The 21,284-nt window shown below is 70.6% G+C and carries 21 protein-coding genes and 2 tRNA genes; 6 read left to right on the forward strand and 17 right to left on the reverse strand.

Annotated features, from left to right (window positions below):
• Position 1: 1 nt before the first annotated feature.
• Genes rsmD through KSO97_RS08505 form a run of 3 tightly spaced genes read right to left on the reverse strand, consistent with a single transcriptional unit; the run spans position 2 to position 4,573 of the window.
• Positions 2-565, reverse strand: coding sequence for a 16S rRNA (guanine(966)-N(2))-methyltransferase RsmD (rsmD, locus tag KSO97_RS08495; protein WP_232677878.1), 564 nt, complete (start codon positions 563-565; stop codon positions 2-4).
• On the reverse strand, positions 562-2,817 hold the full coding sequence (locus KSO97_RS08500) for an ATP-dependent DNA helicase RecG (RefSeq protein ID WP_232677879.1): 2,256 nt from the start codon (positions 2,815-2,817) through the stop codon (positions 562-564). The genes rsmD and KSO97_RS08500 overlap by 4 nt, the downstream gene beginning before the upstream one ends.
• 25 nt (positions 2,818-2,842) lie before the next feature.
• The gene (locus KSO97_RS08505) at positions 2,843-4,573 is read right to left on the reverse strand and encodes a DAK2 domain-containing protein (RefSeq protein WP_232677882.1); all 1,731 of its coding nucleotides are present in this window, start codon (positions 4,571-4,573) and stop codon (positions 2,843-2,845) included.
• Between the two features lie 251 nt (positions 4,574-4,824).
• Between KSO97_RS08505 and rpmB the strand changes: the two genes are divergently transcribed.
• Positions 4,825-5,010 (forward strand): 50S ribosomal protein L28, encoded by a 186-nt coding sequence (gene rpmB, locus KSO97_RS08510; RefSeq protein ID WP_232677884.1) that lies wholly within the window; start codon positions 4,825-4,827, stop codon positions 5,008-5,010.
• A gap of 110 nt (positions 5,011-5,120) precedes the next feature.
• Here rpmB and KSO97_RS08515 read toward each other — a convergent pair whose 3' ends face one another.
• The gene (locus tag KSO97_RS08515) at positions 5,121-6,107 is read right to left on the reverse strand and encodes a thiamine-phosphate kinase (RefSeq protein WP_232677886.1); all 987 of its coding nucleotides are present in this window, start codon (positions 6,105-6,107) and stop codon (positions 5,121-5,123) included.
• 153 nt (positions 6,108-6,260) lie between these two features.
• Between KSO97_RS08515 and KSO97_RS08520 the strand changes: the two genes are divergently transcribed.
• Positions 6,261-6,758, forward strand: a complete 498-nt coding sequence (locus tag KSO97_RS08520; RefSeq protein WP_232677888.1) for a DUF3515 domain-containing protein — start codon at positions 6,261-6,263, stop codon at positions 6,756-6,758.
• 30 nt (positions 6,759-6,788) lie between these two features.
• On the opposite strand, the gene KSO97_RS08525 is transcribed toward KSO97_RS08520, so the two are convergent.
• A complete protein-coding gene (locus KSO97_RS08525) occupies positions 6,789-7,901 on the reverse strand; it encodes a D-alanine--D-alanine ligase family protein (RefSeq protein WP_232678129.1) in 1,113 nt (370 codons plus the stop codon).
• An 86-nt stretch (positions 7,902-7,987) separates the two neighbouring features.
• On the opposite strand from KSO97_RS08525, the gene KSO97_RS08530 reads away from it, so the two are divergent.
• Positions 7,988-9,058 (forward strand): PLP-dependent transferase, encoded by a 1,071-nt coding sequence (locus KSO97_RS08530; RefSeq protein WP_232677890.1) that lies wholly within the window; start codon positions 7,988-7,990, stop codon positions 9,056-9,058.
• A gap of 89 nt (positions 9,059-9,147) precedes the next feature.
• Here KSO97_RS08530 and KSO97_RS08535 read toward each other — a convergent pair whose 3' ends face one another.
• Positions 9,148-10,164, reverse strand: a complete 1,017-nt coding sequence (locus KSO97_RS08535; RefSeq protein WP_232677891.1) for an NAD(P)H-dependent glycerol-3-phosphate dehydrogenase — start codon at positions 10,162-10,164, stop codon at positions 9,148-9,150.
• A gap of 67 nt (positions 10,165-10,231) precedes the next feature.
• Complete coding sequence (locus tag KSO97_RS08540) at positions 10,232-11,050, reverse strand: 1-acyl-sn-glycerol-3-phosphate acyltransferase (RefSeq protein ID WP_232677892.1); 819 nt, start codon at positions 11,048-11,050, stop codon at positions 10,232-10,234.
• 62 nt (positions 11,051-11,112) lie between these two features.
• On the opposite strand from KSO97_RS08540, the gene cofC reads away from it, so the two are divergent.
• Positions 11,113-11,769 carry a 2-phospho-L-lactate guanylyltransferase gene (gene cofC, locus KSO97_RS08545; protein WP_232677894.1) on the forward strand — a complete coding sequence of 219 codons (657 nt, stop codon included), beginning with the start codon at positions 11,113-11,115 and terminating at the stop codon, positions 11,767-11,769.
• 120 nt (positions 11,770-11,889) lie between these two features.
• Here the strand turns inward: cofC and KSO97_RS08550 are convergent, their stop codons facing one another.
• The 4 genes from KSO97_RS08550 to leuC form a co-directional block, all read right to left on the reverse strand.
• A complete protein-coding gene (locus tag KSO97_RS08550) occupies positions 11,890-12,531 on the reverse strand; it encodes an HU family DNA-binding protein (RefSeq protein ID WP_232677896.1) in 642 nt (213 codons plus the stop codon).
• A 193-nt stretch (positions 12,532-12,724) separates the two neighbouring features.
• Positions 12,725-13,543, reverse strand: a complete 819-nt coding sequence (locus KSO97_RS08555) for an alpha/beta fold hydrolase (protein ID WP_232677899.1) — start codon at positions 13,541-13,543, stop codon at positions 12,725-12,727.
• A 129-nt stretch (positions 13,544-13,672) separates the two neighbouring features.
• The gene (gene leuD, locus KSO97_RS08560) at positions 13,673-14,278 is read right to left on the reverse strand and encodes a 3-isopropylmalate dehydratase small subunit (RefSeq protein ID WP_232677901.1); all 606 of its coding nucleotides are present in this window, start codon (positions 14,276-14,278) and stop codon (positions 13,673-13,675) included.
• A gap of 12 nt (positions 14,279-14,290) precedes the next feature.
• Positions 14,291-15,703 (reverse strand): 3-isopropylmalate dehydratase large subunit, encoded by a 1,413-nt coding sequence (gene leuC, locus KSO97_RS08565; RefSeq protein WP_232677904.1) that lies wholly within the window; start codon positions 15,701-15,703, stop codon positions 14,291-14,293.
• Between the two features lie 142 nt (positions 15,704-15,845).
• On the opposite strand from leuC, the gene KSO97_RS08570 reads away from it, so the two are divergent.
• A complete protein-coding gene (locus KSO97_RS08570) occupies positions 15,846-16,565 on the forward strand; it encodes an IclR family transcriptional regulator (protein WP_232677905.1) in 720 nt (239 codons plus the stop codon).
• 208 nt (positions 16,566-16,773) lie between these two features.
• Here the strand turns inward: KSO97_RS08570 and KSO97_RS08575 are convergent, their stop codons facing one another.
• On the reverse strand, positions 16,774-17,253 hold the full coding sequence (locus KSO97_RS08575; RefSeq protein ID WP_232677908.1) for a methylated-DNA--[protein]-cysteine S-methyltransferase: 480 nt from the start codon (positions 17,251-17,253) through the stop codon (positions 16,774-16,776).
• Complete coding sequence (locus tag KSO97_RS08580; protein WP_232677909.1) at positions 17,253-18,797, reverse strand: AlkA N-terminal domain-containing protein; 1,545 nt, start codon at positions 18,795-18,797, stop codon at positions 17,253-17,255. Before KSO97_RS08580 ends, KSO97_RS08575 begins: the two co-directional genes overlap by 1 nt.
• Positions 18,798-18,903: 106 nt before the next feature.
• Between KSO97_RS08580 and KSO97_RS08585 the strand changes: the two genes are divergently transcribed.
• Positions 18,904-20,094, forward strand: a complete 1,191-nt coding sequence (locus tag KSO97_RS08585; RefSeq protein WP_374198485.1) for an LCP family protein — start codon at positions 18,904-18,906, stop codon at positions 20,092-20,094.
• A gap of 13 nt (positions 20,095-20,107) precedes the next feature.
• On the opposite strand, the gene KSO97_RS08590 is transcribed toward KSO97_RS08585, so the two are convergent.
• The 4 genes from KSO97_RS08590 to KSO97_RS08605 form a co-directional block, all read right to left on the reverse strand.
• Positions 20,108-20,404, reverse strand: coding sequence for an MmcQ/YjbR family DNA-binding protein (locus tag KSO97_RS08590; RefSeq protein WP_232677914.1), 297 nt, complete (start codon positions 20,402-20,404; stop codon positions 20,108-20,110).
• Between the two features lie 155 nt (positions 20,405-20,559).
• Positions 20,560-20,632: transfer RNA gene (locus KSO97_RS08595), tRNA-Glu, on the reverse strand.
• Between the two features lie 72 nt (positions 20,633-20,704).
• Positions 20,705-20,776: transfer RNA gene (locus KSO97_RS08600), tRNA-Gln, on the reverse strand.
• A gap of 64 nt (positions 20,777-20,840) precedes the next feature.
• Entirely contained in the window at positions 20,841-21,194 is a 354-nt protein-coding gene (locus tag KSO97_RS08605) for a CPBP family intramembrane glutamic endopeptidase (protein ID WP_232677918.1), read from the reverse strand.
• Positions 21,195-21,284: the final 90 nt, after the last annotated feature.

A 21,284-nucleotide genomic window follows, 5' to 3' on the forward strand; every position in this document is an offset into this window, starting at 1 on the left:
CTCATCCAGCGTGGGCGTACCAGAGCGTCGTCTCGCCGTAGCGCTTCGACCGCGTGCCCTCGAGCCGCGGTCCGGGCCAGCGCGGCTCCGGACTGCGCCGTGCACGCTCGACGATGACGAGCGCGTCGTCGGCCAGCCACGGCGCCAGCAGCCGCAGGTCCTCGGCGAGCTCGTCGTCGGTGAGCGGGTAGGGGGGGTCGCTGACGACGACGTCGAACCGCTGGTCGTCCGGGGGCGGCACCGCGAGGAAGGTCTGGACGGCGAGCGGGCGCACCGTGGCCGCGCGGCAGCCGAGTGCGTGTGCGTTGGACTCGATCAGGCGCGCCGTGCGCCGATCGGACTCCACGAGGGTGACGGCGGCCGCGCCTCGGCTCCACGCCTCCAGGCCGATCGCGCCGCTACCCGCGTAGAGGTCGAGGACGCGCAGCCCCTGCATCGACCCGCACCACGCCTCGATCGAGGAGAACATCGCCTCCCGCACCCGGTCGCTCGTCGGGCGGGTCCGATCTCCCGGAGGTGTCTGGAGGCGACGGCCGCCCACCGCTCCCCCGATGATCCGGGTCACGAGCGCTCCAGGAAGTCGGCCTCGGCCCGTCGCTCCAGCTCGGCGACGGCGTCACGCAGCTCGGGCCAGGCGACCAGCTCGGCGTCGACGGCGAGCAGCGACTCGGCCGCCTCGCGGGCCTCCACGATCGTCTTCTCGTCGCGCAGCACCCTCAGATTCTCCAGCGAGGAGCGCCACCCCGACTGCGAGCGCCCCAGCACGTCGCCCTCGCGGCGCTGCTCGAGATCTACCCGGCTCAGTTCGAAGCCGTCGGTCGTGCCGGCGACGGCGTCGAGGCGCTCGCGCGACGGATGCTCGCCGCCGATCGGGGTGACCAGCAGACACAGCCCCGGAAGCCCTCCTCGCCCGACGCGACCGCGCAGCTGGTGGAGCTGGGAGATGCCGAACCGGTCGGCGTCCATGATCACCATCATCGTCGCGTTGGGGACGTCGACGCCGACCTCGATCACCGTCGTCGCGACGAGGACATCGACCTCGCCGGCGGCGAAGGCCCGCATCGTCGTGTCCTTGTCCTCGGAGGTCATCCGGCCGTGCAGCGTGCGCAGCCGCAGCGCGCTGAGCGGCCCGGCGCTCAACTCCTCGGCGAGGGCGTCCACGGCGACCAGCGGCGGTCGCGTGCCCGGCTCCGGTGGGTCCTGGCCCTCGACGCCGACGGCGGGCGGCTCGGCGTCGGACTCGCCCTCCTCGGTGACGTCGCCGCTGATCCGCGGGCAGACGACATAGACCTGGTGGCCGCGCGCGACCTCCTCGCGCACGCGCTCCCAGACCCGCTCGTACCACGCCGGGTGGTCGGCGACGTCGACGACGTTCGTCTGGATCGCCGCGCGGCCGGCGGGCAGCTCACGCAGCACCGAGGTCTCCAAGTCGCCGAAGACGGTCATCGCGACCGTGCGCGGGATGGGCGTCGCCGTCATCACCAGCACGTGCGGAGGCACCGCCCCCTTGCCGGTGAGGGCGGCGCGCTGCTCGACGCCGAACCGGTGCTGCTCGTCGACGACGACCAGCCCGAGGTCGGCGAACATCACGGTGTCCTCGAGGAGCGCGTGGGTGCCCACCACGATGCCCGACTCGCCGGTGACCAGCCGGGAGAGCGGGGCGGTTCGCTGGCTCTTGGTCATCGAGCCGGTGAGCAGCTCGACGCGGGTCGCCTCCGCGGCAGCGCCGAGCATGCCGGCCTCGGCGAGGTCGCCGAGCATGGCGGTGATCGAGCGATGGTGCTGCTGCGCGAGCACCTCGGTGGGGGCGAGCAACGCGGCCTGGCCTCCGGAGTCGACGACCCGCAGCATCGCCCGCAACGCCACCAGCGTCTTGCCCGAGCCGACCTCGCCCTGGAGCAGGCGGTTCATCGGGTGCCCACTCGCGAGATCGGCGTCGATCTCCTCCCCGACGGCGCTCTGCCCCGCCGTCAGCTCGAACGGCAGCCGGGCGTCGAAGGCCGCGAGGAGGCCGCCGTCGCCGCCCGTGCGGGCGACCGCGCCGACGCTGCGCTGGACCGCCCGACGACGCGCGAGCACCACCTGGGTGACCAGCGCCTCGGCGAATCGGAATCTCCGCTGCGCCCTCGTCACCTGGGCGAAGTCGTCGGGGGCGTGCACCCACTCCAGGGCGGTGGGGAGGTCGAGGACGGCGTAGCGCTCGGCCAGCTCGTCCGGCACGACGTCGGGCATGTCGTCGACCACGCTGCGCGCGAAGGCGACAGCGCGCTGGACGTCGTCGACCGCGAGGCCCTTGGTGAGCGGGTACAGCGGGAACAGGCCGCGACCGGCGAGTGCCGCGCCGACGGCGCCGTCGACCTCGGCCGGCGACTCCGTGCCGTCGGGGAACATGATCGCCGTCGGATTGGTCAGCTGCCACTGGTCGCGGAACTGCCCGGCCTGTCCCATGAAGACCCCCCGCGCGCCGGCGTTGTACTGCCGGTGATGGAACTCGGCGATGTGCCGCTTCTGGGAGAAGAAGGTCATCGTGAGCGGCCGGCCGTCGGTGCGCAGGGTGGTCTCGACGCGGAAGGCGAGGCGCCGCGTGCCGGGGTGGGTGTACTCGCGGATCTTGGACGAGACGATCTCCCCGACCACGGCCAGGTACTGCCCGACCTTGAGCTCGTCCACCTTGGTGAGCGAACCGGTCTCCAGGTAGCGCCGTGGGAAGTGGTGCAGCAGGTCGCCGACGGTGCGCAGACCGAGCCCCTGGCTGAACTGGGTGGTCTTGCCGGAACCGCCCAGCACCGCCTCGATCGGTGAGTCGAGGGAGATCACGGGGTCGCGCCGTACGACATCGGGGCTACTCCACCGACATCAGGAGCGGGTACCGCTCCTGACCGCCGTCGTAGACGACCACGTCGACGTGCGGGTGCGACTCCGCGAGCACGCCCCCGACCCGCTCGGCCAGGGCGTGGTCGCCGGCGCCGCCGACCAGCGTGATGAGCTCGCCGCCACCGGCAAGCAGGCGCTCGGCCACGCCGACGGCGACGTCGTCGAGGTCGTGGCCGACCACGGCGAAGTCGCCGGCGATGACGCCGAGCACGTCGCCCGGTTCACACCATCCGGCCATCGTGAGCGCCTTGCGGGCGGCGATGGTGATCGCGCCGTGCCGGACGTGGCGAGCGGTCGCCGTCATCTCCAGGACGTCGTGGTCGAAGCCGCGCCCGGGCTCGTGCACGGCCATCGCGGCCAGCCCCTGCACCTGGGCCTGCGTGGGGATGACAGCCACCCGCAGGCCCAGATCCGCCTCCGCGGTCCGGGCCGCCAGCTCCGCGACGCGCACCGAGTCGCCGTCGTTGGGCAGGACGATGACCTCGCGTGCGCCGCACGCCGAGATCGCCTCGAGCATGACGCCCGCCGAGGGTCGGTCTCCGGGCCCACCACGCACGACGGCAGCGCCGGCGTCCTCGAAGAGCGATGCCAGGCCCGGTCCGGCGGCGACGACGACGACGCGACGGCCGGTGGCCGCGGTGGCCGCGTTCCCCGCGGCCGCCTGGTCGGCGAGCTGCTGGCTGATCTGCTGGGCGAAGTGCGTCACGCGGATCCGGTGCGGGCGGCCCGCCTCGATGCCCGCCTCGATCGCGGCGCCGACGTCGTCGACGTGCACGTGGACGTTCCACAGCCCCTCGCCGCCGACGACGACCAGGGAGTCGCCGAGAGGCGCGAGAGCCGCGCGCAGGGCCGCGACCCGATCGTCGGCGGCCTCGAGCAGGTACATGACCTCGTAGGCCGGGCCGCCGGCCTCGAGGTCTCCTCCCCCATGGGCGGCGTCGTGGCCGATGGCCGACACGGGTGCGGTGCGACGCACCGGGATCGCGTGCTGACCGAGCACCGTCGGCATCGACACCGGACGACGACCCGTCACGGCCGTCTCGGCGGCGTCGAGGATGACGCAGAGCCCGCGTCCACCGGCGTCGACGACGCCGGCGTCGCGCAGCACCGCGAGTTGCTCGGGTGTGCGGGCCAGGGCCGCACGGGCTGCCGCGGCACTGACGACGAACACGTCGCGAGCACGCGCGGCCGGGTCCTGCTCGACGTGCTCCGCCGCGGCCTCCGCAGCGGCACGGGCGACGCTGAGGATGGTTCCCTCCACAGGCGTCCCGACGGCGCGATAGCTCGCCTCGGTGGCCTCGGTCAGCGCCTGAGCCATCACGACCGCGTTGCGCTCGACGTCACTCGAGCGGGCGACGCGACGAGCGATCGCGCCGAGCATCTCGCTGAGGATGACCCCGGAGTTGCCCCGGGCCCCGAGCAGCGCACCGCGGGTGAAGGCGGCCAGCGCCGTCGCTCGCGGATCGGCCTCGGGCGATCCGGCGGCGCCGTCGAGCCCGCCGCGCACTGCCTCGTGCACGGCTTCGCGCGCCGCCGAGAAGGTCAGGTACATGTTCGTGCCGGTGTCGCCGTCGGGCACCGGGTAGACGTTGAGGGCGTCGATCTCCTCGCGGGCCGCCGCCAGCGCGTCGGCAGCCAGATCGACGAACCGCAGCACGACGTCCAGCGAGATGCCGGTGCCGGTCGGTTCGGGTTCCATCGCCTACCTGGGTGTCGCTGGGTCAGAGAGTGAGGTGGCACACGGTAGTGCTCATCGGCCTGTTCAGCCGAGCGGCCCGCGTTCACGCGTCGCACACGATTTCGGCGTGACGCCGCGCTCGGATACATTGGTGCGGTTGCCTGCTCGGCCCTCGTGGTTCACGCCTGTGATCCACGCCTGGCGTCGCGGGCCCTCGAACTCAGCACCATTCTCGTCGTACCCATCATCAGTTCAGAACTCAGGAGTGCCCCGTGGCTGCCGTCTGCGACATCTGCGCCAAGAAGCCGACGTTCGGCAACAACCGCCCGTGGTCGCGCAAGATCACCAAGCGTCGGTTCGACCCGAACATCCAGCGTGTGCGCGCCAAGGTCAACGGCACGCCGACCCGCCTCAACGTCTGCACCGGCTGCCTCAAGGCCGGCAAGGTCACGCGCTGATCCCGACCGCCCGGGGCTGATCGCTCCGAGCACCCGGCTTCGTCATCAGGCCGTCGTCCCTCGGGACGACGGCCTGTGCGCGTTGAGCGGCCCCTCGATCGCACACCGACTCAGAAGTGCGTCCAGCCTCCGGGGCCGTCGTAGGCGAGTCCGTCGACGGTGACCCGGGGAGTCGCTGCGTCGGGGTCGGGCGACGTCACGACCGGGCGCACCTCCCCCACCACGCGCCACCCGACGGGTACCTCCCCCGCCGTCGGGAACGTCGCCACCAGGGCGTGGTCGTCGCCGCCGGTGAGCACCAGCCTCACCGGATCGGTGTTGAGAGCCGCTGCGACGGTCTCCAACGGCTCGGGGATCTCGAAGGCCTCCGAGCGGACGTCGATCCACACACCCGAGTCGACGGCGATGTGCCCCAGATCGGCCAGGAAGCCGTCGGAGACGTCGATCATCGCGCTCGCCCCCGCTTCGGCGGCCTCCCGCCCGGCGTCGTAGGGCGGCGCCGGACGTCGGTAGGCCTCCACCAGGGCCCGCGGCGAGCCGAAGCCGCGGCCGAGCACAGCGAGGCCACCGGCCGCCCACCCCTGCCGCCCGGTCAGGGCGACGACGTCGCCGGGTCGGGCTCCGGAGCGCAGGACGGGGGTCTGGGTACAGGCGCCGATCACCGTGACGGCGATGACGATCTCCTCGGCCCGGGTCAGGTCGCCGCCGACCACGCTCGCCCCCACCGCCTCGCACTCCTCGGCGAACCCGGCGGCGAATTCCATCGCCCACGCGAGCGGCAGATCGGCCGGCGTGGCCAACCCGATGGTCAGCGAGTGGGCCCGCCCGCCCATGGCATTGATGTCGGAGAGATTCTGGGCGGCCGCTCGGTGACCGACGTCGCGCGCCGTGGCCCAGTCGCGCCGGAAGTGCCGGCCCTCGACCACGAGATCGGTGGAGACCACCACGTGTCCCGTGCGCACTCGGAGCACGGCTGCATCATCGCCCGGGCCGACGAGCACGTGGTCACCTTGGGGGAAGAGGCCCTGGAGGCGGGAGATCAGGCCGAACTCTCCGACGTCGGCGACGGTGACCTCACGAGGCGGCTCCGATGACATGCCGCCATCCCATCAGACGACGCGGCCGCGCAGCACCGTGGATGAGCGATTTCCGCGAATCCCTAGACTCGCCACGCGGTTGCCGCACCGCACGAGCAGGAGGTTGAGGCGTTGTCGACCACGCACCCACCGCAGCGCCGACCATCGAGCGGGATGAGCCGCGGCGTGTCGGCGCTCCTGGCGTCCACCGCCTTCGCGCTGACCGCGTGCGGTGCCTCCGACGTCGCGCTGCGCCCAGCGGACCTGTCGGACGCGGACCGTCGGACATGCGAGGCGTTCGTCGAGGCCCTGCCGGACGAGCTTGCCGGCATGGGGCGCCGCGAGGTGCCGACGTCCGACGAGACGGAGGGCTCCGCACCGGTCGGGGCCGCCTACGGCGACCCGGCGATCACGGTGCAGTGCGGGGTGCCGGTCCCCGAGGAGTTCGATCGCACCCAGACCTGCGAGCTCGCCAACGACGTCGGCTGGTACGTGCCGACGACGGTCTTCGACGACCAGGGAGCCGACGTCACGATGACGACGGCCGGGTACCGCCCTGTCGTCGAACTGCGGCTGCCGGCGCAGTATCGGCCCGACGGTCCCGCCGCCGCGACCGCCGAGCTCGCCGCGGCGGTCAAGACCCACACCGAACTCGTCGAGCCCTGCGACTGAGGGATCGCGCGAGAAGGCGACCTGCCGACCTCAGCGCAGGCCGGTGTCGCGTGCGAGCGCGAGCTGGAGCAGCCGGTCGACCAGCGCCGGATAGTCGACGCCGGACGCCGCCCACATCTGCGGATACATCGAGAGCGGCGTGAAGCCGGGCATCGTGTTGATCTCGTTGACCACGATGCCGCCGTCGGGCAGCACGAAGAAGTCGACCCGTGCCAGGCCCTCGCAACCGACCGCCTCGAACGCGGAGACCGAGAGCTCCCGCAATCGGGCGGTGAGCTCGTCGGAAAGGTGCGCGGGGATGTCCAGCTCGGTGGCCTCCTCGGGCAGGTACTTGGCCCGGAAGTCGTAGAAGTCGTGATCGCCGGTGATCCGGATCTCCGCCGGGACGCTGGTCTCCGGCGTGCCGTCGAGGGCCTGCAGGACGCCGCACTCGATCTCGCGCGCGCCCTCGGCCGAGACCTCGACCAACACCTTCGGGTCGTACCGCAACGCCTCCTCGATGGCGCCGGCGAGCTCTCCGGCGCTGCGCACCTTCGAGATGCCGATGCTCGAGCCACCACGAGCGGGCTTGACGAAGACCGGGTAGCCCAGCGTGTCGACACGCTCGGTCGCCGCGCGGGCGCTCTCGCGCCACTGTCGCGCCGTCACCACGACACTCGGCATCACCGGAAGCCCAGCGGCCGCGAGCACGATCTTCATGTAGGCCTTGTCCATGCTGACGGCCGAGGCCAGCACCCCCGCGCCGACGTACCGCACGTCGGTCATCTCCAGCAGGCCCTGCAGCGTGCCGTCCTCGCCCCAGGGGCCGTGCAGTACGGGGAACACCACGTCGACCTCGCCCAGCGCCCGCGGGGGCCGCCCTGCCTCCGAGACCACCAGCTCGGTGCCCGACTCGGCCCGCGCGAGCGCGACCGGCGTGGCGTCCGCGTCGACACTCGGCAGGGTCTCGGCGCTGGTGAGCCGGAGACGCTCGACGTCGCCGGACTCCAGCACCCATCGACCGTCGGCCGCGATGCCGAGCGGAACGACGTCGTAGCGGTCCCGGTCGATCGCGGCGAGGACGCTGCCCGCCGTCACGCACGAGATCGCGTGCTCGCTGGACCGGCCGCCGAACACGACGGCCACGCGCGGCTTGCGCGCCACGGCGTCGGCACCCGCGGGGTCGCCTGGGGAGCCGCCGGAGGTGGTGCCTGGGGAGCCGGTCACGGGCAGAACCCTATCCTCGTGAGGTGGCCGATCTGACACCTGCAACCGTGGCCGTGACGGCGGGGCGCCCCGCGCACGAGCCCGACCAGCCGCTCAACGTGCCGATCACGATGGCCTCGACCTACGTCGCAGGTGGCGACGTCGAGTACGGGCGGTACGGCAATCCCACCTGGACGGCGTTCGAGGACGCCCTCGGCCAGCTCGAGGGCGGGCGATGCCTGGCCTTCGCGTCCGGCATGGCGGCCGCGAGCGCGCTGCTCGACCTGGTGGGTCAGGGAGCGAACGTCGTGATGCCACGCCACGGCTACAACGGCTCGGTGATGGCACTGGCCGACCTCGAGGCGCGCGGCCGGCTAAGCGGCACCCTGGTCGACGTCACCGACACCGCGGCGCTGCACGCGGCCTGCGCCGATGCCGCTCTCGTGTGGATCGAGTCGCCGACCAATCCCGCCCTGGAGCTGGTCGACATCGCCGGCGTGGTCGAGGTCGCTCACGCCGCGGGCGCCTACGTCGTGGTCGACAACACCTTCGCGACGCCGTTGCTGCAGCAGCCGCTCTCCCTCGGCGCAGACCTCGTGCTCCACTCGGCCACCAAGTACCTCTCGGGCCATAGCGACGTGCTGATGGGCGCCGTCGTCACCGCCGACGACGAGCTGTACGAGGTCGTGAAGAATCGTCGCTCTCTGACCGGCGCATCCCCCGGCGCCTTCGAGACCTGGCTCGCGCTCCGCGGTCTGCGCACGTTGCACCTCCGGGTCGAACGCGCCCAGGCGAATGCGCAGGTGCTCGTCGAGCGTCTCCGCGATCATGCGGCGATCGAGGAGGTGCGCTACCCAGGCTTCGGGGGCATCATCGGCGCCGTCGTGGCCGCAGGCCCGGACGCCGCGGACCTGCTGGTGCGCACGACGTCGCTGTGGGTGCACGCGACGTCGCTCGGCGGGGTGGAGTCGACCTTCGAACGACGCCGTCGGTGGAAGGCCGAGCCGGTCACCATCCCCGAGGGCCTGGTGCGACTCTCCGTCGGCATCGAGGACGTGGAGGATCTCTGGCGCGACCTCGCCGGGGCACTCGACCGACTGCCGACCACACGCTGAGTCGACCCGTCTCTACCTCGAGACGGGTCGACGTGCTGGCCGGGGTTGACCCGTCTTCAGGTAAAGACGGGTCAACGTGAGTTCGAGCGCTACTCGGTCTCGGCCTTGGTCTCGCGGGAGAGCATCGCGTCCATCATCTCCTGGGCCGTCATCCGGCCGGCGACGACTTCGTCGACGCACACCGCGACCGGGACGTCGACCCCGGACTGCTCGGCCAGTGCACGCAGCGACGAGCAGGACTTGGCTCCCTCGGCCACCTGACGGGTGGAGGCGTAGATCTCCTCGGTGGTCTGTCCACGTCCCAGGCGCTCGCCGAAGGTGCGGTTGCGCGAGAGCGGCGAGGAGCATGTCGCGACCAGGTCGCCCAAGCCCGCGAGGCCCATCAGCGTGAGTGGGTTCGCGCCGAGCTTCATCGCCAGTCGAGCCGTCTCGGCCAGCCCTCGGGTGATCACCGACGCGGTGGTGTTGTCACCGAATCCCAGCCCGACGGCCATGCCGACGGAGAGGGCGACCACGTTCTTGTAGGCGCCTCCGAGCTCGCAGCCCAGTACGTCGTTGCTGGTGTAGGGGCGGAAGGCCGGCGAGTGACACCGCAGCTGCAGTCGACGCGCGACGTCCTCGTCGGCGCAGGCGACGACCGAGGCGGCGGGCTCGCGACGCGCGATCTCCTTCGCGAGGTTCGGTCCGCTCACCACCGCGATCCGCTCCGGGCCCGCCCCGGTCACCTGATGGATCACCTCGCTCATCCGGTTCAGCGTGCCGAGCTCGACACCCTTCATCAGCGAGACCATCACCGCGTCTGAGGGGATCGACGGCGCCCAATCCTCAAGGTTGGCGCGCAACGTCTGCGAGGGCGTCGCCAGCACCACGACGTCGGCGCCCTCCAGCGCCTGCTCGACGTCGTGCGTCGCGCCGACCGCGGGTGGGAGCTGGATCCCGTGGAGATAGTCGGAGTTCTCTCTCTCGGCGTTGATCCGGGCCGCGACCTCCTCACGCCGTGCCCAGATGGTGACGTCGTTGCCGGCGTCGGCCAGCACGATGGAGAACGCCGTCCCCCAGGATCCGGCTCCGAGGACGGCGACCTTGCCGTGTGTCGGCGTGCTCATGACGGGGTCCTTCCAGCCTTGTCCGCGGACCGACGAACAGAGGGACATGAAGACAACGACGGGATCGTCATGACTGGCCTCCCCTGCGCTCGCTGCCCTCGGTGCCGCCCGGATCGCCCAGGCCGTCCGGCTCGGCCGACGATCGAGGTGCACCGGGGCGATACGGGTCTCCGGAGATGCGCATGTCGTATCTCGTCGCGGGTGCCTCCGCGCCTCGGATGTCTTCGACGAGGCCGGTGATCGCGGCCATGATGCGTTCGGTGGCCTCGTTGACGACCTCCATCGACCGCGGCTGGTCGACCAGATCGGAGAGATCGACCGGGTCGCCCACCTTCATCGCGATCGAGGTGCGGGGCATGAGGTGCGGCCGTTTGCTGTAGGCCGGCAGCAGCTCTTGGGCTCCCCATTGCCCCACCGGGTAGACCGGGCACCCGGTCTCGAGAGCGATGCGCGCAGCGCCGGACTTGCCCACCATCGGCCACCCGTCCGGGTCACGGGTGATCGTGCCCTCCGGGTAGACCACGACGCAGTTCCCGTCGCGGACCGCCTGGACGGCGGCGACATAGGCACCCGCCGCGTTCGACGTCGCGCGCTCGACCGGGATCTGCCCGGCCGCCCGGAGGAAGTAGCCGAGCACCTTGTTGGAGAACAGTCCGGCCTTGGCCAGGTAACGCGGCAGTCGGCCGTGGTCGTAGAGCAGGTGAGCAGCCGTCAGCGGGTCGACGTGCGAGAGGTGGTTCATCGCGACGACGAAGCCGCCGACGGCCGGGAGCTTCTCGCCGTCCACCCACCGCTGCTTCGTGGTCGCGAGGAGCAGCGGCTTGATGATCGCCGGCCCCACGTACCAGGCCCATCCGCGGGGCTCCTGCAACTTGCGCACCTTCACAGCGGGCAGGCTACTCGGAACCGTCGACGGCATCGCCGGGGCGCCGTGCTTGGATCGAGCACGTGTCGCTCGACCCTCCCCGCTCCGTCATCGTCGTGCCGGCCAAGCCTGCGACCGTGGCGAAGACCCGCCTGGCTGACGTGCCGATCCCGGTGCGCATCGAGCTTGCGGTCGCCTTCGCAACGGACACGGTCTCGGCCTGCCTGGCCGCTGAGCTCGTCGACGGCGTCGTCGTGATCACCGAGGAGCAGCGCCTGCGACACCTGCACGACGACGCGCGCTGCATCGTCGCACCCGACGGGCCTGTGGCGGGGCTGAACCCTGCCTTGCGACACGGCGCCGACATCGCCGGCGAGCGCTGGCCGGGCCGACGCGTCGTCGCTCTGCTCGCCGACCTTCCGTCCCTCCGAGCTGCCGATCTCGACGCCGTACTGGCTCGCGGTCTCGACGGCTCGTGGTTCGTGCCCGACGCAGACGGAGTCGGCACGACGGCGCTGAGCGCCGCCTTCGGATCGTTCGATCCGCACTTCGGCGTGGAGTCCGCGCGGGCCCATGCATCCTCAGGGGCGCAGCGACTGAGCGACGCGCCCCCACGACTGAGACACGACGTCGACGATCTGGACGCGTTGCACGGCGCCATGGCCTTCGGCGTCGGCGCCGCCACGGCCGCGGTACTTCATCTCATGGAGGGCGAGATCGGGAGCCACGGATCCACCTGAGGTGATGCACCTGATCCCAGCCTCCGACCGTCACCCGCCATCGGCCCGACTCCGGGGAGGCGCCAGGCCCCCCTCCCCGGTCACGGAGAGGCGGCCCTGTCGTCGTTCACATGAGGACGTTCAGGCCTTCTTCGCTGCAGTCTTCTTGGCGGGTGCCTTCTTGGCGGCCGGGGCAGCCTTCTTCGCCGGTGCCTTCTTGGCCGGTGCCTTCTTGGCAGCCGGGGCAGCCTTCTTCGCCGGCGCCTTCTTGGCAGCCGGAGCGGCCTTCTTCGCCGGCGCCTTCTTCGCCGCGGGTGCGGCCTTCTTCGCGGGTGCAGCCTTCTTGGCAGCCGGGGCAGCCTTCTTCGCGGGTGCAGCCTTCTTGGCCGGGGCGGCCTTCTTCGCGGGTGCGGCCTTCTTGGCGACGGCCGCGGCCTTCTTCGCCGGCGCGGCTGCCTTCTTGGCGGCCGGGGCGGCGGCAGCAGCCGTGATCTTCGGCAGCTTCTTCGCGCCGGAGACGACGTTCTTCAGGTCCGCGCCGGCGGTGAACTTCGGAACACTCGTCTTCTTGGCCTTGATACGTGCGCCGGTCTGCGGGTTGCGGACCCAGCGGGCCTCACGGACGCGCTTCTCGAAGGAGCCGAAGCCGGTGATGGCGACCTTCTCGCCCTTGGCGACCTCGCGGGTGATGGTGTCGAGCACGGACTCGAGTGCGTGAGCGGCGGCCTTGCGGTTCCCCTCGAACCGCCCTGCCAGCGCATCGATGAGCTGAGACTTGTTCACTAGCTTCCCTTTCCCAATGAACGTTGGGTTCTTGCCGAGCCCACGCTCGACTTCAGAAAGCACGCTAGGTACTCGGCAAGCAGGTCACAATCGGCACGCCGACAATTGCGCGATCTTTTTTGTCGTCGCAATCGGCCGAAATCGCCCGCCGCTGAGCCGGATTCGACTCAACGGCGAGCGTGGCAATGCGATCTCAGTCGGCGATGAACTGAAGCAACGCGTTGTTGAACTCCTCGCGGTGACTCACGTTGAGTCCGTGCGGAGCCGATTCCACGACCACGAGTCGAGAGGACGCAATCGCCTCAGCTGAGCGCTTTCCGGACACTTCGAAAGGCACCGTGGCATCGGAATCGCCGTGGATCACCAGCGTGGGAACGCTGATGGCGGCGACGTCCGCGCGGAAGTCGGTCGTAGCAAAGGCGCGAACGCATCCTGTCAGTGCCTCGTCTCGCGCGGGCCTCTGGAGCGCGAGCGCCTCGGCCCGCTCGTCGGCCGAGACCGCGAGTTCGCCGTCGACGGAGAAGAACTCGGTGGTGAAGTCGTCGAGGAAGCTCTCGCGGTCCTCGTTCAGTCCGTCGAGGAACTCCTGGACGTCGTCCTGGGTCAGACCACCCTCCGGGTTGTCGTCAGACTTCAGCAAGAACGGGGGAACGGCGGCGGCGAGCACGGCGGAGCGGACACGCGTTGCACCATGCGCATGCAGGTAGCGCACGACTTCGCCGCCTCCCATCGAGAATCCGACGAGCGTGACGTCGTCGAGTTCGAGACCGTCGATGATCCCGGCGAGGTCGTCGCTGAAGGTGTCGTAGTCATAGCCGTCGGCGGGCTTGTCGGACTCGCCGAATCCTCTGCGGTCGTAGGCGATCACGCGATAGCCGGCGTCGACCAGAGCGCTCGTCTGTCCCGACCACGATCTCCCGTTGAGCGGCCACCCGTGGATCAGCACGACGGGACGCCCCTGACCCTCGTCGGTGTAGTGGAGCGTGACGCCGTTCGTCTCGATCTCAGGCATGAGCGGTCCCTTCGTTGGGTGAGCGGTATCTCGACCCTGCCCGCTCTGGGCTGCTCCATCACGCACGAAGGGGTGGGATCCGGTCGGATCCCACCCCTTCGTCACCTGCGTTGCGCGTGTGGCCTTGCCTCAGGCGGTGATGGTCTGCGGCTTCCAGGACGGTCGCGTCGCCTCGTAGGTGCTGATGTCGGTCTCGTGCCCCAAGGTGATGCCGATGTCGTCGAGTCCCTCCAACAGTCGCCACCGGGTGTAGTCGTCGATGTCGAAGGAGTCCTCGATCGCGCCCTCCCCGTCACCGGCACGCACGGTGCGCGACTCCAGGTCGACCGTGATCGAGGCGCCCGGGTTGTCGTCCAGGTAGTCCCACAGACGCTGGACGACCTTCTCGTCGACCTGGGCCGCGAGGAGCCCGGCCTTGCCGGAGTTGCCCCGGAAGATGTCGGCGAACCGCGCGGAGATCACGACCTTGAAGCCGTAGTTCTGCAGCGCCCACACGGCATGCTCACGCGAGCTGCCGGTGCCGAAGTCGGGCCCTGCGACCAGCACCGAGCCAGCGGCGTAGGCCGGGTTGTTGAGCACGAACGCCTCGTCGTTGCGCCAGGCCGCGAAGAGACCGTCCTCGAACCCGTCGCGCGTGACGCGCTTGAGGTACACCGCCGGGATGATCTGGTCGGTGTCGACGTTGCTGCGTCGCAGCGGGACGCCGACACCGGTGTGGGTGGTGAACTTGTCCATGTCTCCTCCTGCTCAGACGGCCGCGGGGGCCAGGTCGGCGGGCGACGAGAGGGTGCCTCGGATGGCGGTGGCCGCGGCGACCGGGATCGACACCAGGTGCGTGCGACCGCCCTTGCCCTGTCGGCCCTCGAAGTTGCGGTTCGACGTCGAGGCGCTGCGCTCGCCCGGCTCGAGGGTGTCGGGGTTCATGCCCAGACACATCGAGCAGCCGGCGCCGCGCCATTCCGCGCCCGCTTCCTTGAAGATGACGTCGAGCCCCTCGTCCTGGGCCTGCATCCGCACCCGGACCGAGCCGGGGACGACGAGCAGACGCGTGTTCGGGTCGACCTTGTGACCCTTGATGATGTCCGCGGCGAGACGCAGGTCCTCGATACGGCCGTTGGTGCAGGAACCGACGAACACGGTGTCGACCTTGATCTCGCGCATCGGCGTGCCAGGGGTCAGGCCCATGTACTCGCAGGCCTTCTCAGCGGCGATGCGGTCCTGCTCGTCATCGAAGTCGGCGGGCTGGGGAACGGTCGCGCCCAGAGGAACGCCCTGACCGGGGTTGGTGCCCCAGGTGACGAACGGCGTCATCTCCGAGGCGTCGAGCACGATCTCCTTGTCGAAGACGGCGTCCTCGTCGGTGACCAGCGTCTTCCAGTGGGCCACGGCGGCGTCCCAGTCGGCACCGCGCGGCGCCTCGGGCTTGCCCTCGATGTAGTCGAAGGTGGTCTGGTCGGGAGCGATCATCCCGGCCTTGGCACCCCACTCGATGCTCATGTTGCACACCGTCATGCGGCCCTCCATCGAGAGCTCCTCGATGGCCTGACCGCGGTACTCCACGATGTAGCCCTGGCCGCCGCCCGTGCCCGTGTGGGCGATCAGGGTGAGCACGAGGTCCTTGGCGGTGACGCCGGCCGGCAGGCTCCCGTTCACAGTGACGGCCATCGTCTTCGGCTTGGCCTGGGTCAGCGTCTGCGTGGCGAGCACGTGTTCGACCTCGGAGGTTCCGATACCGAAGGCGATCGCGCCGAAGGCGCCGTGCGTGCTGGTGTGGCTGTCGCCGCAGACGATCGTCATGCCCGGCTGGGTCAGGCCCAACTGCGGGCCGACGACGTGCACGATGCCCTGCTCGACGTCACCGAGCGGGTGCAAACGCACGCCGAACTCCGCGGCGTTCTTGCGCAGGGTGTCGACCTGGGTGCGCGAGACGGGGTCCGCGATCGGCTTGTCCCAGTCCAGCGTCGGGACGTTGTGGTCCTCGGTCGCCAGGGTCAGGTCCGGGCGACGTACGGATCGGCCGCTGAGCCGCAGGCCGTCGAAGGCCTGCGGGCTGGTGACCTCGTGGATGAGGTGGAGGTCGATGTAGAGGAGGTCCGGCTCCCCCGCGGTCGAACGGACGACGTGCTCGTCCCACACCTTCTCCGACAGTGTCCTGCCCATCACTGAACTCCTCGTTCTTCGGCCTGTGCTGCGGCGAGGTCTCCGGCCGGATCCGGTCCGAGACCTCTGCATGCCGCCCGGGTCGGGCGTCGTATTGCACCGTACTCTTGCATCCCACGGAATGAGACGGCAGTATTGCTATATGGACAACTCTAGTGGCGTCGGTGTTCTCGACAAGGCAGCCCTCGTGCTGACGGCACTGGAGTCCGGACCGGCAACGCTGGCCGGCCTGGTCGCAGCAACGGGCCTCGCCCGACCGACGGCACACCGGCTCGCCGTCGCCCTCGAGCACCACCGCCTGGTAGCGCGCGACATGCAGGGGCGCTTCGTCCTCGGTCCTCGTCTGGCCGAGCTCTCCGCCGCCGCCGGCGAGGACCGTCTGCTCGCGACGGCTGGTCCGGTCCTCGCCCGTCTGCGCGACATCACGGGCGAGTCCGCCCAGCTGTGGCGCCGGCAGGGTGAGCACCGCGTGTGCGTCGCCGCCGCCGAGCGCCCCTCCGGCCTTCGCGACACCATCCCGGTCGGGTCGCAGCTGACGATGCGCGCCGGCTCGGCCGCCCAGGTGCTGCTGGCCTGGGAGGACCCGGAGCGCCTGCACCGCGGACTGCAGAACGCCGCGTTCTCCGCCGCCGCCCTCTCCGGCATCCGCCGGCGCGGCTGGGCGCAGTCGATCGGCGAGCGCGAGCAGGGCGTCGCGTCGGTCTCGGCTCCGGTCCGGTCGCCGGGCGGCAAGGTGATCGCCGCCGTGTCGGTCTCAGGTCCGCTGGAGCGGCTGAGCCGCCAGCCCGGCAAGATGCACGCGCCCGCCGTCCTGGCCGCAGCCGAGCGACTCAGCGAGTCGTTGCGGCGAGCAAGCGAGTAGGCCCGGCGCATCTCGCTCGCTGCCGACGGTGGTCGCGGTGCGCCAGCGACAGCCCGACGGTGGTTGAGGAGCCCCGCGAGGGACGAGCGGGGCGTCACGAAACCCCCGTCGGCCAACGTCGCCGCTCAACTCACGAGGTCTCGAGACGGTCGCAGAGCGACCTCCTCGACCACCGGTGGCGGTGACGAGCCCGAGCGTCAGCCCGACGTCAGAAGAGCGCCTCCTGCTCCAGCGAGAGCAGGGTCTGCTTGCGTTCGAGGCCGCCGGCATACCCGGTCAAGGTGCCGTTGGCGCCGATCACCCGGTGACATGGGATGACGATCGGGATCGGGTTGGACCCGTTGGCCAGACCCACCGCGCGCGAGGCGGCATTGGACTTTCCGATGCGATGGGCGATCTGTCCGTAGGAGGCCGTCTCTCCGTACCCGATACGGCCCAACTCCTGCCAGACGCGCTGTTGGAACTCCGATCCTGCCGGCGCGAGCGGCAGATCGAACTCGCGGAGTTCACGCGAGAAGTAGGCGTCGAGCTGCCGCACGGCCTCGACCAGCACCGGGTGGGCGTCACCGCGATCGCCACGTACCCGCCCGTCGGCCGCGGCGAACGGCGAGAACTCGATCGCGGTGATCGCGTCGTGCTGCTCGACCACACGCAGGGGGCCGATCGGGGATTCGACGACGGTCCACATCAGGACGTCTCCTTCGACTGTTCGACGAACTCATCAGGGCGATGGACAGGGTTCTCGGGGACGACGAAGCGCGGGATCACCGTGTGCCACAGGTGCATCAGCGCGTACGAACGCCACGGACTCCAGCCCTCGGACACCGCGGGGAGCGATGCCATGTCACGGCCCAGCGCGAGCCAGGCATTGCGCACGCCGACGTCGCCGAGGAGCAGTACGTCAGGATCGGCCAGCGCCCGCATCGCGACGTAGTCGGCGGTCCACGACCCGATGCCGCGCAGTGCCATCAGCGAAGCGTGCACCCCTGCCCGATCGGCGGCGCGGTCGAGGCGGACGGCGCCCGTCGCCAGTGCATGTGCGAGGCCGATCAGAGCGTTGCCGCGGGAACGGGGCATCGGCAGGTCCTCGGCACGCATCTGGGCGATGGCCGCGCTGGAGGGGAAGAGGTGCGTGAGGCCGGCGACGTCGGTGGCGACCGGTACGCCGCGCTCGCGCACGAGCCGTGCCGTGACGGTCCGCGCCCCGGCGACGCTGACCTGCTGGCCGATCACCGTGCGCAGCGCCGTCTCCTCGCCGTCGACCTGCCCGGGGACCCGCAGACCCGGAGTCGCAGCCACGAGCGGTCCGAGCGTGTGGTCCTCACCCAGCGCAGCGTCGACCGCGACCGGGTCGCAGTCCGCGTCCAGCAGTCGACGGACCCGCTCGAGCGCGGCCGAGGTGTCGCGCAGGTCGCTGAGTCGTAGGCGCACCGGCACGAAGGCGATCGACCCCACTGTCGGCGCGTCCGCGAGCTCGACGTGGATCGTGCCGTGGCCGTGTGGGAGCGAGACGGTGCGCGCGTACCAGCCCGAGCCGACGCACTCCACCCCCTCGACGGCGTGCCCCGCGAGGAAGTTCCACAGGGCCTCGCCCGCGAACGGGGTCCGCACCGGAACCCTCAGCCGGACGCCTCCGGCCGTGCTCTCGGACGACGAGCGCGTGGAAGCCCGGGCGCGCAGCATCGACGGTGTCGCGTCGTAGACCTCGCGCACCGTGTCGTTGAACTGCCGCACGCTGGAGAAGCCGGCGGCGAACGCGACGTCGGCGAAGCCGAGGTCGGAGGTCTCGATGAGCACCCGCGCGATCTGCACCCGTCGGGCGCGAGCCAGCGCAGCGGGGCCGGCACCCAGCTCCGAGACGAGCACCCGGTTGAGGTGGCGCGAGGTGTAGCCGAGCCGCTGCGCCAGCCCGTCCACACCCTCGCGATCGACGACGCCGTCGGCGATCAGACGCATCGAGCGGCCCGCGAGATCGGCGGCGACGTCCCATGCCGGGCTCCCGGGAACGGCGTCCGGGAGGCACCGCTTGCACGCACGGAAGCCCGCGGTCTGCGCCGATGCCGCACTGGGGTGGAACGTCATGTTGCGTCGCGCCGGCGTCCGCGCCGGGCAGGACGGACGGCAGTAGATGCCGGTGGACGTGACCCCGACGTAGAACATCCCGTCGAAGCGCCGATCGCGCGAGGAGGCCGCGCGATAGCACGTCTCCGGGTCGAGATCCGTCGTGGTCACAGGACCATCATGACGTTCGCACTCCCCCATCACTGGCGGTGATCGGACATGGCGGCCTCGCCCCGTGCGTTCGATGTCCCGACGCCCGCTTCGCGGGTCTGGGATGATGGACACCGTGAGCGCAGACCACCCCGCACCGCCGCACCGACGCCTCGTGTGGCGCGTGCTCGGCATCAGCCAGGCGATCGTCGCGGTGCTCACCGTGGTGGTCGTGGTGGCGGCCTACAACCACCTCGGCGGGAACATCGCCGTCGGCCAGGCGATCAACCACCAGGTGGACAAGCACGTGCCGGACTCCGATGAGCCGAAGGAGCCGCTGAACATCCTGATCATGGGCTCGGACTCGCGTGACGGCGACGGCAACAACATCGACGGGTTGGCCGGCGGTGGCGAGCGCTCCGACACCACGATCCTTCTGCACGTCTCGGCCAACCGGAACAACGCCTACGGCGTCAGCCTGCCCCGCGATGCGATCATCGACCGGCCGGAGTGCCACCTTCGCGGAGGCATCACGGTGCCCGGCGAGGAGGCCGCGATGTTCAACACCGCGTTCGCCGTCGGCGCCGACGCGGGCGGCCCGCAGGGCGGAGCGCAGTGCACGGTGCAGACCGTCGAGGCACTGACCGGGGTCTACATCGACCACTTCCTGGTGCTCGACTTCAACGGCTTCAAGGCCATGGTCGATGCCATCGACGGGGTCGAGGTCTGCATTCCGAAGGCCGTCGACGACGACACCCACAACATCCACTTCGACGCCGGGACCCAGACGCTCAGCGGGCAGGACGCGCTCAACTACGTGCGCGAGCGCTATGTCTTGTCGGTGACCGGCGACATCGGCCGGATGAAGCGTCAGCAGGCCTTCATCGCCTCCATGGTCAAGAAGGTGATGTCGGCCGGGACGCTCTCGCAGCCGATCCGGGTGTTCAACTTCCTCGACGCCGTGACCTCCTCCATCGAGGTCGACGCCAAGCTCGACGACCCGGGCAAGCTGGCCAAGCTCGCCATGGAGTTCCGCGACACCGGACTCGGCAAGATCAAGTTCATCACGGTGCCGATCGCCGAGTATCCCGAGGACCCGAACAGGTTGATCTGGACCGAGGGCGCCGACGCCCTCTGGCAGCGCATCATCGGCGACCAGCAGCTGGGGCGCGACTTCAGCGAGAACAGCATCGAGGCCGACGACGACGTGGGCACCGTCGACGGCGACGACCCCTCCACGTCCAGCGGTTCCGGCTCCGGCGAGGGCCGCACCGATGAGGAGCGGTCCGACCGGCTCGCGGCCGGGCTCTGCGCCTGACAGCGGACGGAATTCAGGTCCCAGGTCGCTCGACCTGGGCCGCGAGGTGGGCGGGCGCCTGCAGACAGTAGGAATCGGTCAGCAGCTCGCCCACCTCGACCCAGTCGGTCGAGTCCTCGATCACCATGCCGACGACGTTGCTGCCCCACCCGGCCCGGAAGTACGGCGCCCCCAGGTGCTGGAAGGCCATCACCTCCTCGGGCTCGGCGCGGAAGGTGACACGGATCAGTTGGTCCTCTCCCCCGAAGACGTGCGCGACCGTCGCGTCGCCGACGCGCCATCGCACCCCGACCCAGGCCGGCTCCTGCACGCACCGGGGAAAGGCGCCGACGGAGGGGGGGAGGGGGCTTCCNAGCCTGCCACGATCCGCCGACATCCGACCCGATCCGGGAGGCCGGCCGACGCTGTCGCGCAGGCACCGAGAACCACTGAAGGGCCCAGCCTGATGGCTGGGCCCTTCGTCGGTACCCCCGACCGGATTTGAACCGGCGTTACCGCCGTGAGAGGGCGACGTCCTAGGCCGCTAGACGACGGGGGCAGGCACTGCGAGTGGAACTCTAACCATGGTTCGAGATCCGCCCAAAATCGTGGCCCGGGGGCCTCGATCTCGCTGGGATACTAGGACTCGAACCTAGAATAACTGAACCAGAATCAGTCGTGTTGCCAATTACACCATATCCCACTGTCTTACTGGTGTTAGCTCCTCGAGACCGGGCTTTCGCCCGCCGAGGAACCGAGGGGAAACCTTACACGCGGGCGCGGGGGGCCTCCAAAACGCCCGGCTCCGTGCGTCGGTCCATCCCCATCATGCGGGCGAATCCGAGGGTCAACGCCAAGAAGATCGCCGACTTCGACAGCGTGACCGCGACGTCCCATCCGTTGCCGCCGGCGGGCTGCAGCGCTTCGCCGAGATCGCCGAAGAACAGCGCGATGCTGAAGGCCAGGTAGTTGTTGACGATGTGATAGGCGATACCCGCCTCGAGGCCGCCGGTCACGATCGCCACGATGCCCGCGACCACTCCGAAGGCGAACCGGTCGAGGAAGATCGGGCCCGACTGGCTGCCGTGCGCGAGCGCGAAGAGCGTGGCCGGGACGACCACGGCGAGCACACGGGCCAGGACCGCCTGCGGCGCCCCCCCCCCCCGCCCCCCGGGGGGGGGGCCCCCGGGCAAGCACTACCCCGCGGGGGG

This window comes from Nocardioides sp. R-C-SC26 (assembly GCF_021246465.1).
Taxonomy (GTDB): Bacteria; Actinomycetota; Actinomycetes; order Propionibacteriales; family Nocardioidaceae; genus Nocardioides.